Origin of the sequence: Pseudomonas sp. R4-34-07 (genome assembly GCF_003852375.1) — a bacterium.
In the GTDB taxonomy this organism is placed as follows: Bacteria; Pseudomonadota; Gammaproteobacteria; order Pseudomonadales; family Pseudomonadaceae; genus Aquipseudomonas.
The window spans coordinates 4247404-4259775 of sequence record NZ_CP027760.1 but is presented as its reverse complement, the minus strand read 5'-3'; the positions used below and the strand labels follow the sequence as shown (position 1 = coordinate 4259775).

General features: G+C 61.3%; 8 protein-coding genes. 5 read left to right on the top strand and 3 right to left on the bottom strand.

The window, feature by feature from the left end:
* The first annotated feature begins 65 nt into the window (after positions 1–65).
* Positions 66–758, top strand: coding sequence for an alpha/beta family hydrolase (locus tag C4J85_RS19560; RefSeq protein WP_124367921.1), 693 nt, complete (start codon positions 66–68; stop codon positions 756–758).
* 95 nt (positions 759–853) lie between these two features.
* Here the strand turns inward: C4J85_RS19560 and C4J85_RS19555 are convergent, their stop codons facing one another.
* The gene (locus C4J85_RS19555) at positions 854–2419 is read right to left on the bottom strand and encodes a PAS domain-containing methyl-accepting chemotaxis protein (RefSeq protein ID WP_124410524.1); all 1566 of its coding nucleotides are present in this window, start codon (positions 2417–2419) and stop codon (positions 854–856) included.
* Positions 2420–2527: 108 nt separating this feature from the next.
* Positions 2528–3442 carry a DMT family transporter gene (locus C4J85_RS19550; RefSeq protein WP_124367919.1) on the bottom strand — a complete coding sequence of 305 codons (915 nt, stop codon included), beginning with the start codon at positions 3440–3442 and terminating at the stop codon, positions 2528–2530.
* Positions 3443–3595: 153 nt separating this feature from the next.
* Between C4J85_RS19550 and aceK the strand changes: the two genes are divergently transcribed.
* The gene (gene aceK / locus C4J85_RS19545; RefSeq protein ID WP_124367918.1) at positions 3596–5326 is read left to right on the top strand and encodes a bifunctional isocitrate dehydrogenase kinase/phosphatase; all 1731 of its coding nucleotides are present in this window, start codon (positions 3596–3598) and stop codon (positions 5324–5326) included.
* A gap of 133 nt (positions 5327–5459) precedes the next feature.
* Here aceK and C4J85_RS19540 read toward each other — a convergent pair whose 3' ends face one another.
* Positions 5460–6521, bottom strand: a complete 1062-nt coding sequence (locus C4J85_RS19540; RefSeq protein ID WP_124410523.1) for a hypothetical protein — start codon at positions 6519–6521, stop codon at positions 5460–5462.
* Between C4J85_RS19540 and C4J85_RS19535 the strand changes: the two genes are divergently transcribed.
* From C4J85_RS19535 to C4J85_RS19525, 3 genes are all read left to right on the top strand, one after another.
* On the top strand, positions 6489–6689 hold the full coding sequence (locus C4J85_RS19535; RefSeq protein ID WP_124410522.1) for a hypothetical protein: 201 nt from the start codon (positions 6489–6491) through the stop codon (positions 6687–6689). The genes C4J85_RS19540 and C4J85_RS19535 overlap by 33 nt on opposite strands.
* Positions 6690–7029: 340 nt before the next feature.
* A complete protein-coding gene (gene hrpA / locus C4J85_RS19530; protein WP_124367916.1) occupies positions 7030–10941 on the top strand; it encodes an ATP-dependent RNA helicase HrpA in 3912 nt (1303 codons plus the stop codon).
* Between the two features lie 296 nt (positions 10942–11237).
* The gene (locus C4J85_RS19525; RefSeq protein ID WP_124367915.1) at positions 11238–12359 is read left to right on the top strand and encodes a beta-ketoacyl-ACP synthase III; all 1122 of its coding nucleotides are present in this window, start codon (positions 11238–11240) and stop codon (positions 12357–12359) included.
* Positions 12360–12372: the final 13 nt, after the last annotated feature.

Genomic DNA, 12372 nt, shown 5'->3' with positions numbered 1-12372 from the left:
GGTTCAACCCAAGCCGGTGCGGCACTTGGGCTGGAGTTATAGGCAGACTAAAAAGCGAGGCAAGCATGGGCAAAGAGCACAAGGCCAGTATTGACGGGGATCAATGGGCGCAGTGTGTGCGTGAACGCGGCTGGTTATGGGATGTCGCAGCGCAGGCGATTTCAGGCGAGCCCGTCACGTTGATCCTGGCCCACGGCGCCGGCGCGCCGATGGACTCGGCGTTCATGAACGACATGGCTGCGCGCCTTGCCGGGCATGGCGTTAACGTCGTGCGCTTCGAATTTCCCTACATGGCCCAGCGCCGATTGGACGGAGGCAAGCGCCCACCGAACCCGGCGCCGAAACTGCTGGAGGCATGGCGGGAGGTGTATGCCCTGGTGCGGCGTCATGTCGCGGGCAAGGTGGCGATAGGCGGCAAATCCATGGGCGGGCGGATGGCCAGTTTATTGGCCGATGAACTGGGCGCCGCTGGGTTGGTGTGCCTGGGCTATCCGTTCTATGCGGTGGGCAAGCCGGAAAAACCTCGGGTAGAGCATTTGGCTGTGCTTAAGACGCCAACGCTGATTGTGCAGGGCGAGCGGGATGCCCTGGGTAATCGAGCGGCGGTGGAGGGGTATGACTTGTCGCCTAGCATCGAATTGATGTGGCTGGTGGCGGGGGATCATGATTTGAAGCCGTTGAAGGCTTCGGGGTTTAGTCATGAGCAGCATCTGGAGGCTGCGGCGGTGAAGGTGGCTGGGTTTCTTGGTGCCGGTTAGGGCCCTATCGGGGGCAAGCCCCCTCCCACATGTTGACCATATTCCAACGTTGGAACTCGGTCGAATGTGGGAGGGGGCTTGCCCCCGATAGCGGTCTACCGGTTAAAACGCTCCACCAGCGAATACTGGGTATTGGCGGTATGCGTCAGCTCTTCACTCAACTGCGCCGAGCTCATCGCCTGCTCCGAGGTCTGGTCCGCCAGCAACGCAATGGTGCTGATGTTACGGCTGATCTCTTCGGCAACGGCACTTTGCTCTTCAGTCGCGGCGGCGATCTGCGTGGTCATGTCGGTGATATTCGCTACCGCCTCACTGATACCCACCAACGCCTGATCCGCTTCCATCACCCGTGCCACACCCTCTTCGGCCTGGCGATGCCCGGCGTCCATGGTTTGCACGGCGGCGGCGGCAGTCTGCTGCAGTTTGGCGATCAGCGTGTGGATCTGCCCGGTCGATTCGGCGGTGCGTTGCGCCAACTGGCGTACTTCATCCGCCACCACCGCAAACCCACGGCCCATCTCACCGGCGCGCGCCGCCTCGATGGCGGCGTTCAAGGCCAGCAGGTTGGTCTGGTCGGCAATGCCTTTGATCACATCCACCACGCCGCCGATTTCATCACTGTCCTTGGCCAATTGCGTGACGGTGATACCGGTTTCGCCCACCGCCACCGACAGGCGCTGAATCGCCTCACGGGTTTCCCCGGCGATATCGCGGCCGCGACCGGTCAGGCGATTGGCTTCCTGGGTGGCATCTGCCGTGCGCTGCACATGACTGGCGACTTCCTGGGTGGTCGCCGCCATCTGGTTGACCGCAGTGGCTACCTGCTCCGTCTCTACGCGCTGGCGCTCCAGGCCGCTGGAGCTGTTGTGCGCCAGGGTGTTGGACTGCGCGGCCTGGTCGTTGAGGTGTTCGGCAGTGTCCTGCAGGCGGGTGAGGCAGGTCTTCAGACGCGCTTCCTGGCTGAGGATCGACATTTCCAGCCGCGCCTGGGCGCCGCGGCTGTCGGTGTACATCTGCGCGATCAACGGGTCGGAGGTGGTCTGCTCGGCCAGGCGCAGCAAACGCTTGAGGCCGCGCTGTTGCCAGCTCAGGCCCAGCAGGCCCAACGGCACCGACAGCGCTGCCGCCAAGGCGAAACCCCACTGGGACGTGAGGGTGGCACCGATCATGAAGCTCAATTGGCTGACCAGGATAAACGGCAGCCAGTCCTGCAGCACCGGCAGCCACTTGTCCCGCTGGGGAACGGCCGACTTGCCCTGGTTGATGCGTTGATAGAGCGCTTCGGCCCGGCGGATCTGCTCGGCGGTGGGCTTGATGCGCACCGATTCGTAGCCGATCACCTGGTTGCCGTCGAAGACCGGTGTCACATAGGCGTTAACCCAGTAGTGGTCACCGGTCTTGCAGCGATTCTTGACAATGCCCATCCATGGCAAGCCTTGTTTGAGCGTCGACCACATGTGCGCGAACACCGCCGCCGGAACGTCCGGGTGACGCACCAGATTGTGCGGGGCACGGATCAGTTCGTCGCGGGTGAACCCACTGATTTCGACAAAGGCGTCGTTGCAGTAGGTGATCACACCCTTGGCGTCTGTGGTGGAGATCAACCGTTGCTGAGCGGGGAAGGTACGTTCGCGCTGGGTAACGGGTTGGTTATTACGCATGATTGTTCAATCCGCAAGGCTTTCAGGGGTTATCGGCCATGCCGGGCATTTATTTAACTTATTTTTGCAACAATCCGCTGGCAATGGTCGCGCGCAAACCGCCGAGCCTCACTGTGAGGCTGACAGCGCATCCTCGACCCGAGCTTTTTGTGGCCGCAACACCAGCCACAACGCGCCGGCGATCAACACCCCGCCATATACGTGGGCCATCGACAGCGGCTCATCCAGCAGCAACGCGCCCCACAGTACGCCGAACGGCGGGATCATGAAGGTCACGGTCATCGACTTGACCGGGCCGATGGAGGACAGCAGGCGGAAGTACAGGATGTAGGCGAACGCCGTGCACACCAGCCCCAACCCCAGCAGCGACGCCCATACCTGCCAGCCTCCCCAACTCGCCGGCGGCTGACTGATGGCGCTGTAGGCAAACAACGGCAGCAAGAACAATGTAGCGCCCAGCATGCTGCCCAAGGCCGACAGGCGACTGTCCAACCCGCCGCGCTGATCCAGCCAGCGCCGCGCCAGAAAACCGGCAAAGCCATAGCAGGTGGTCGCCAGCAGGCACGCCATTGCGCCCATCAACAATTCCAGATCAAAGGCCACCGGCCCCGCACGCGTGAGCACGGCCACGCCAAACAGCCCCAGGGCTACACCCGCGATTTTCGACGGTGTCAGGCGTTCGCTGAAGAACAACCCGCCAATCAGTACGCCCATCAGCGGCGTGGTGGCATTGAAGATCGCCGAATAACCCGCGGGCAATACCTGCGCCGCCACCGAGTACATGGTCGCTGGGATCCCTGAGTTGATTACGCCCAGCAGCAGCACCGTCTTGAACTTACCCTGGAAATCCCAGCTCACGCGCATCAACGCCAGGATCACCAACAAGCCTGCGGCGGCAATCGACACGCGGAAAAACGCAGTCGGCACGCTGCCGATTTCCGGCGCGATGATGCGCATGAACAGGAAACTCGCGCCCCAGATGGCGGCCAGTCCCAGCAAGTACAGGGTGTCGACAGGTTTCACGGAAAACTCCTACACGATCAGGCCGGGGAGTGTTGCCCAGCGTTCCGGTCGACACAATCGCTAAGTACGGCGGCCGGTGAAAAATCCTCCTTCTCCTGCCTGGGTTCACTGGCTAAGCTCAGGGCTTCCCGATACCCGTTCGAGGTTTTTCGCATGCCGCAGTCCGCCCTTGCTATCGCCCGGATGATCCTCGACGGTTTCGACGACTACCGTGAGCACTTTCGCCAGATCACCGATGGCGCTCGCGAGCGTTTCGAAAAGGCCCAATGGCAGCAAGGGCAAGCCGCTTCGGCGGCGCGCATCAGCCTGTATGAAGAGAAAGTGGGTGAGGTCACGGCGCGTCTGCGGGCTGCTTTCGAGGCGGGCGTGTTGCAGGACATCGAGCTGTGGCCCCAGGTGAAAAGCGCCTACATCGGCCTGATTGACCTGCGCTTTGACGATGAGCTGTCCGAAACTTGGTACAACTCGGTCTTCTGCAGCCTGTTCAGCCATGACCTGATCAGCGACGGCTGCATGTTTATCCACACCACGCGCCCCACCCAGCGTCTGGCGCGGGCGGCGCAGACCCGCATCTACACGCCTGCAGGCAACATGGCGCAGATGCTTGCGCAGATTTTTGCGGACTACAGCTTCAGTGAACCCTACGCCGACTTGCCTGCCGACCTGCAACGCCTGGAAGCCCAACTGCGCGAAAACCTGCCGGACTGGGTGTGCAAAGACCCGGACCTGAACGTCGAGCTGTTTTCCTCGGTGCTCTACCGCAATAAAGGCGCCTACCTGGTGGGGCGTATCTACACCCGCGACGAACAATGGCCGCTGGTGATCCCATTGCTGCACCGCGAAGGGCGGGGTATTCAGATCGATGCGTTGATCACCGACGAAGCTGAGGTGTCGATCATCTTTTCCTTTACGCGCTCCTATTTCATGGTCGACGTGCCCGTGCCTGCCGAGTTCATCGACTTTCTCAAGCGCATCCTGCCCGGCAAACACATCGCCGAGCTGTACACGTCCATTGGCTTCTATAAACACGGCAAGTCGGAGTTCTACCGCGCACTGATCAATCACCTGGCCACCACCGATGACCAGTTCATCATGGCGCCGGGCGTGCGTGGCATGGTCATGAGCGTGTTTACCCTGCCAGGCTTCAACACCGTGTTCAAGATCATCAAGGACCGTTTCTCACCGTCGAAAAACGTCAACCGCGCCACGGTGATCGAGAAGTACCGCCTGGTCAAAAGTGTCGACCGCGTGGGGCGCATGGCCGATACCCAGGAGTTCGCCGACTTCCGCTTTCCCTTGAGCAAGTTCGAGCCCGACTGCCTTGCCGAGTTGTTGGAAGTGGCCGCCAGCACCGTCGAAGTGGAAGGTGACACCGTGCTGATCCGCCACTGCTGGACCGAACGGCGCATGACCCCGCTCAACCTCTACCTGGAAAACGCTAATCCCGCCCAGGTGCGCGAAGCGCTGGAAGACTACGGGCTGGCGATCAAGCAATTGGCGGCGGCGAATATCTTTCCCGGTGACATGCTGCTCAAGAACTTCGGCGTCACCCGTCACGGCCGGGTGGTGTTTTATGACTACGATGAAATCTGCTTTCTCACCGAGGCCCACTTCCGCCACATTCCCGCGCCGCGTACCCCAGAGGATGAAATGGCCTCTGAACCGTGGTACTCCATTGGCCCGCTGGATGTGTTTCCTGAGGAATTCCCGCCTTTTCTGTTCGCCGACGCCGGCCAGCGCAAGCTGTTCGATGAGCTGCATGGTGAGCTGTATAACGCGGACTATTGGAAAGGGCTGCAGGAGGCTATTCGCGCGGGGAAGGTGATTGACGTGTTTCCGTATCGGCGCAAGGACCCGCGTGATGAAGAGGGGCTGGCGAGTTGAAGAGGTAAGCGTGGCCCAGTGGCCGACTGCGATGTGCAATCAGCCACTGGACGCCTGTTTTTGAAGCGCGTGGTCGAGCTCTTTTGGCCGGGCTGGGTTGAAGCTGGTGTACGGTTGTTTAAATCGCTATGCGTTACGGTTGCGTAGCGGTCAAGCGATGAAGGGCCAGCGTGTTTGTCAGATCGGTGTAGATAGTGCGCAAATCGGTGTTCAGTTCAGCGACCAGCGCTCGCTGTTTATTGCGATCTTTAAGTTGACTGATCGCCGCGTGTTTGACTTGCATGTTGTTTGCGGAATCAATCACTGCCTTGAACTGCGCACGTTCCTCGGCAATGCCAGGTTGTTCCGTACGGGGCACTGCGTTCAGTTGTACAAAGGCCTTTTCGATGACGGCCAATTCCAGTTTGATTCGGCGGTTGTTTGGCGGGGTCAGCAGCAGCGCAGGGTTCATGCCCTCAATCGAGCTGCCATCAAGGTTGCCGTTGCGCCAGGCGTCGCGCAAATTGACCAAGACGTCCCGTGCGGCATCGACCGCCTGGGCCGAGAGTTTCTCCCCCAGGCCGTTGCGCTGCACGGTCTCGACTGTGCGTTCCAGTCGGTGGAGTGTCAGTTCCACCGGTGCCAGTTGCTTGTGCCGCTCCAGACTCTGCTCCAGGCGTTTACGCTCCGGGGCCAGGCCAACGGAGGATTTGAATTGGCTGCTGCCTTTCAAACGGCCCGTTGCCCATGCATTGCGAGACTCTGTCATGGCGTTGCGTTGCCTGAGAAAGATCTCTTCCTCGGCGTGAGACAGAGGCTGCGGCTCTTGCCTGATGTGGTGGTCCAGCAGGGCAATCTCCTTCTCCAGAGCGTTGATATGTTTGACCGCCTGTTCCAGAGTGTGCCCACTCAGCTGGTTGCTCAGGGGTGCAGGCGGCAGGACGGCAACCGTTACCGGGTCCAGCTCGCAGGACGGTGGCGCGATGGCGGCGGCCCACGCTGCGCGTCGACCCAGCAGGGCATCGCGGCGCTCCACGCGAGCGGTCAGTTGCTCGTAGCGTTGCTGGAGGGCGTGCAGGCTTGTTTTGTCATCCGGTTGCACGGCGAAGTGTTTGTGGCTTTCCTGGTCTAAGGCTGCAAGCGCTTCATCAATCCTTGAACTGTGCATCCAGGCCTGAAGCTGATGGCCTTTTTCCTGCGCGGCACGGTCGGGCATTCGATTGATAGGGCCAAACAATGCGTGTTCAAGGTGCCGGCATTTGTCGAGCATGTGCCGGTGGCCTTGCCCTATCAGGCTTTCAACCACCGCTTCATGGATGGCGTGGGTTTGCTGGAACAGCCTGCCCACGGTGGCGCCGGGTTGGTAGGCGGGCAATGGTTTTGATCCGAACATAATGGTTTCTCCGATACGGTGGGCATGAGGTTTTTCCTTGGCGAGCCGCGTGGGGTGGGTGTGCGGGTGAGGGCGCGTGCCGCAGTAAATCGCGCCGGATCGTCACCATGCCAGATGCGCGTTCTGATAGCCCTGCGTGAAAAGTCGAATGAGAGAGTAGGTGGCACGACCCCGTCGAGCTAAAAATAGCCGGCTCACGCGTATGAAGCGGCCGTGTTGCCGTGATGAAAGGGCTTGGCTCGTTTACAAGGACAGAAATCTGCGACAATTGCCGTCTACGATCATGTCACCGCAGGCTTACCTGCCTCATTAAAAGACCTTTGCGTACCTGATGACCGACCAAGCGCCCACCATCGACCAACTGCTTAAAACCCTCGATCACGCCATGCTTGCCGACCGCAACCGCTTGCGGCGCCAGTTGCTTGAGCTGCGCAAGAAGCCCGATGAGCAGAAGCTGGCGCAGTGGGTATCGCGTATGCAGGCGTCCTGCGCCCAGGTCACGGCGCGGCGGGACAGCCTGCCGGTGATTCGTTACGACGACAGCCTGCCGATTGCCGCCAAGCGCGATGAAATCAAGGCTGCGCTGAACAAGCACCAGGTGCTGATCATCGCCGGTGAGACCGGTTCGGGTAAAACTACCCAGTTGCCGAAGATTTGCCTGGAGATCGGCCGCGGCCAGTTTGGCCTGATCGGCCACACCCAGCCACGCCGGATTGCTGCGCGCAGCGTTGCCAGCCGCGTTGCCGAAGAGCTGGCGACGCCGCTCGGCGCGCTGGTCGGCTATCAGGTGCGCTTCGAGGACCAGAGCGACTCCAATACGCTGATCAAACTGATGACCGACGGTATTCTACTGGCGGAAACCCAGAACGACCGCTACCTGGAACGCTACGACACGATCATCGTCGACGAAGCCCATGAGCGCAGCCTGAACATCGACTTCCTGCTGGGTTACCTCAAGACCCTGCTGCCGCGTCGCCCGGACCTGAAAGTTATCATCACTTCCGCGACCATCGACCTGGAGCGTTTCTCCAAGCATTTCGACGATGCGCCCATCGTGGAGGTATCAGGCCGTACCTTCCCGGTGGACACCTGGTACCGCCCGCTGACCCTGGAGCAGGACGAGGAGGGCAACCGCGTCGAAGATGACTTGACCGTCGACCAGGCGATCCTGGCCACCCTCGACGAAATCGCCGCCTACGAGCGCAGCGAACGCCGCAGCCCCGGTGATGTGCTGGTGTTCCTGCCCGGCGAACGCGAAATTCGCGACGCCGCCGAGATGCTGCGCAAGGCGCAGCTCAAGCACACTGAGATCCTGCCGCTGTATGCGCGCCTGTCACCCGCCGAGCAACAACGCATTTTCCAATCACACCCAGGCCGGCGCGTGGTGCTGGCAACCAACGTCGCGGAAACCTCGCTGACCGTGCCGGGCATTCGTTATGTGATCGACAGCGGCACCGCACGCATCAGCCGCTACAGCTACCGCGCCAAGGTGCAACGCCTGCCGATCGAGGCGATTTCCCAGGCCAGCGCCAACCAGCGCAAAGGCCGTTGCGGCCGGGTCGAGCCGGGCATCTGCATTCGCTTGTACAGCGAAGAGGACTTTATCGGGCGCCCGGAATTTACCGACCCTGAGATCCTGCGCACCAACCTTGCCGCCGTGATCCTGCAGATGCTGCACCTGCGCCTGGGTGAAATCACCGACTTTCCGTTTATCGAACCGCCGGATGGCAAGGCCATCAGCGACGGTTTCAACCTGCTGCAAGAGCTGTCGGCGGTAGACCGTAACAGCCAGCTCACACCATTGGGCCGCCAACTGGCGCGCCTGCCGGTGGACCCGCGCATGGGCCGCATGCTGCTCGAAGCGGCCAAGCTCGGCAGCTTGCAGGAAGTGCTGATCGTGGCCAGCGCCATGTCGATCCAGGACCCGCGCGAGCGCCCGCCGGAACGCCAGCAGGCCGCCGACCAGGCCCATGCGCAGTGGAAAGACCCGGATTCGGACTTCGCCGGGTTGGTCAACCTGTGGCGCGGCTTTGAAGAACAGCGCCAGGCACTAACCGCCAGCCCGCTGCGCAATTGGTGTCGCAAAAACTTCCTTAACTACCTGCGCCTGCGCGAGTGGCGCGATTCCCATCGCCAGTTGAGCCTGATCTGCCGCGACATGCAGCTGACGATCAACAAGGAACCGGCGGACTTCCCGAAATTGCACAAGGCGGTGCTGTCCGGCTTGCTCAGCCAGATCGGCCAGAAGACCGAGGACGGCGACTACCTCGGTGCCCGGCAGCGGCGTTTCTGGATTCATCCTTCCTCGGGCATCGGCAAGAAGCGCCCGCAATGGCTGATGACCGCCGAACTGGTGGAAACCACCAAGCTGTATGCGCGCATGGTGGCCAAGATCGATGCCGACTGGATCGAACCGCTGGCCGGGCACCTGATCAAGAAAAACCACTTCGAGCCCCATTGGGAGAAAAAGCGTGGCCAGGTGGTGGCGTTTGAACAGATCACCTTGTTCGGGCTGATCGTGGTCGGACGCCGGCCGGTGCATTACGGGCCGATCGACCCGGTGGTGTCCCGCGAGCTGTTCATTCGCGAAGGCCTGGTGCGTGGAGAGATCCAGTCCCGAGCCAAGTGCCTCACGGCCAACCAGCAACTGCTGGAGCAGCTCGACGAACTGGAAGCCAAGGCGCGCCGTCGCGACATCCTGGCCGACGAGGAAACCCTCTACGCCTTCTACGATGCGCGTTTGCCGGCAGAGATCCACCAGACCGCCACCTTCGACAGCTGGTACAAGGTCAACAGCCAGAAAGACCCGCAACTGCTGATCATGCGCGAGGAAGACGTGCTGGCCCGCGAAGCCAGTGAAGTCACCGCCGCGCATTACCCGGACACCTTGCACCTGGGCGACCTGGCCCTGGCCTTGAGTTACCACTTCGAACCCAACCACCCGCGCGATGGCGTAACCCTGCGCGTGCCGGCGCCGCTGTTGCCGGCGTTGCCCGCCGAGCGTCTGGAATGGCTGGTGCCGGGAGTGATCGAAGCCAAGTGCATCGCCCTGGTGCGTAACCTGCCCAAGGCGCTGCGCAAAAACTTCGTGCCGGTGCCGGATTTCGTCAAGGCGGCGCTGCAGCGCATCGAGTTTGGCCAGGGTTCGCTGCCCCAGGCATTGGGTCGCGAACTGTTGCGCATGACCGGTGCGCGGGTCAGCGATGAAGCCTGGGCGGAGGCCGCACAGCAGGTGGAAAACCATTTGAAGATGAACCTGGAAGTGGTTGACGGCGAGGGCAAATTCCTCGGCGAAGGCCGTGACCTGGCACAGCTGACCGCGCGTTTCGCCGAAGCCAGCCAGGCCGCCCTGGCGGTGCCGCAAACCGCGAAAAGCCAGCAGCCGGTGCACGCCAAGGTGTTTGCACCGGTGGCCGAGAAAACCCAGCAAAACATCGCCGGCCTGTCGATGACGGTGTACCCCGCGCTGGTGGAAGAAAACGGCACGGTCAAGGAAGGGCGTTTCTCCACGGCCGCCGAGGCCGAGTTCCAACATCGGCGTGCCTTGCAGCGCCTGTTGATGCAGCAACTGGCGGAACCGGCGAAATTCCTGCGCGGCAAATTGCCGGGACTGACCGAGTTGGGCCTGTTGTACCGCGAACTGGGGCGTGTCGAGGCGCTGGTGGAAGATATCCTGCTGGCCAGCCTCGATACCTGCGTATTGGAAGGCGAAGCCACGTTGCCGCGCGATGGCGCTGGGCTGGCCGCGCTGGCCGAGCGCAAACGTGGCGGTTGGACCGAACAGGCCGAGCGTCTGGCGCGCCTGACCCTGGAAGTGCTGAAACTCTGGCACGGCCTGCAAAAACGCTTCAAAGGCAAAATCGACCTCGCCCAGGCGGTGGCCTTGAACGATATCAAGCAGCAGTTGAGCAACCTGGTGTACCCAGGGTTTGTGCGCGAGACCCCGGCCCAATGGTTCAAGGAGTTGCCGCGTTTCCTCAAGGCCATCGAGCTGCGCCTGGAAAAACTGCCGAGCCAGGTGCAGAAGGACCGTGTGTGGAGCGCCGAGTTGAGTGGCCTGTGGGCGCAGTACCAGAATCGCCTGAATAAACATGCCCAGGAAGGCAAACGTGATCCGCAGCTGGAGCTCTATCGCTGGTGGCTGGAAGAATACCGGGTGTCGTTGTTTGCCCAGCAACTGGGGACCAAGGTGCCGATTTCAGATAAGCGCTTGAGCAAACAATGGAGCCAGGTCGAGCCCTGAAGCATTCCCGGTTTCCTGAACTGAACAGGGTCAAATGTGGGAGGGGGCTTGCCCCCGATAGCTGTGTATCAGGTGCAGAGTCTGGCTCTGACACACCGCCATCGGGGCCAAGCCCCCTCCCACAATGAGATGTTTGTCTGGCATATGGCGCCAAATCACCGGCGTTGTGGCAAACTTCGCGGTTACAAGATGAATAAAGCGTTGCCAGTTCGATGCCTGCTGGACGGAATCGAACGACTTACAGTTTGGTACGACGGTACCAATATCTTCTGCCTGACAGATTTAGAGGAACGACCGTGCATAACGTCGTCATCAGCGGCACTGGCCTGTACACCCCGGCCAACAGCATCTCCAACGAAGAGCTGGTGCAGTCTTTCAATGCCTATGTGCAGCAGTTCAACCGCGAAAACGCCGCTGCCATCGAGCGCGGTGACGTGCAGGCGCTGACTGAGTCCAGTGCGGCGTTCATCGAAAAAGCCTCGGGCATCAAGAGCCGTTTCGTGATGGACAAGGACGGCATCCTCGACCCTCAGCGCATGGCCCCACGCCTGCCCGAGCGCAGTAACGACGAATGGTCGGTGCTCTGCCAGATGGCCGTCGGCGCCGCCGAACAGGCCCTGCAGCGCGCAGGCAAGACCGCCGCTGATATCGATGGCGTGATCGTCGCCTGTTCCAACCTGCAGCGCGCCTACCCGGCCATCGCCATTGAGGTTCAGGAGGCCCTGGGTATCCAGGGCTTCGGTTTCGATATGAACGTGGCGTGTTCCTCGGCCACGTTTGGTATCCAGAATGCCGCCAACAGCATCCAGCTGGGCCAGGCCCGGGCGATCCTGATGGTCAATCCGGAAGTCTGCACCGGCCACCTGAATTTCCGTGATCGTGACAGCCACTTCATCTTTGGTGATGCCGCCACGGCGGTGATCCTCGAGCGGGCTGACCTGGCGACGTCCGAGCATCAGTTCGATGTGGTGAGCACCAAGCTGCTGACCCAGTTCTCCAACAACATCCGCAATAACTTTGGCTTTCTCAACCGCACGGCGGAAGAGGGCATCGGCGCACCGGACAAATTGTTCGTGCAGGAAGGCCGCAAGGTGTTCCGCGATGTGTGCCCGATGGTGGCCGAGCTGATCGCTGCGCACCTGGCGGAAAACCAGCTGGGCGTCAACGATGTGAAGCGCTTCTGGCTGCACCAGGCCAACCTGAGCATGAACCACCTGATCGTGAAAAAACTGCTCGGCCGCGAGGCCTCGGTGGAAGAAGCACCGGTGATCCTCGATACCTACGCCAATACCAGCTCGGCGGGTTCGGTGATTGCGTTTCACACCTATCAGGACGACTTGCCCAAGGGCTCCGTGGCGGTGCTCAGCTCGTTCGGTGCGGGCTATTCCATCGGCAGTGTGATTCTGCGCAAACGCTGATGCGCGCGTTTAC

Bases quoted from the DNA above. Each gene is read 5' to 3' on its own strand.
- aceK (WP_124367918.1), top strand. From the start codon at position 3,596: ATGCCGCAGTCCGCCCTTGCTATCGCCCGGATGATCCTCGACGGTTTC.
- C4J85_RS19555 (WP_124410524.1), bottom strand. From the start codon at position 2,419: ATGCGTAATAACCAACCCGTTACCCAGCGCGAACGTACCTTCCCCGCT.
- C4J85_RS19535 (WP_124410522.1), top strand. From the start codon at position 6,489: ATGGCCTTTTTCCTGCGCGGCACGGTCGGGCATTCGATTGATAGGGCC.
- C4J85_RS19560 (WP_124367921.1), top strand. From the start codon at position 66: ATGGGCAAAGAGCACAAGGCCAGTATTGACGGGGATCAATGGGCGCAG.
- hrpA (WP_124367916.1), top strand. From the start codon at position 7,030: ATGACCGACCAAGCGCCCACCATCGACCAACTGCTTAAAACCCTCGAT.
- C4J85_RS19540 (WP_124410523.1), bottom strand. From the start codon at position 6,521: ATGCCCGACCGTGCCGCGCAGGAAAAAGGCCATCAGCTTCAGGCCTGG.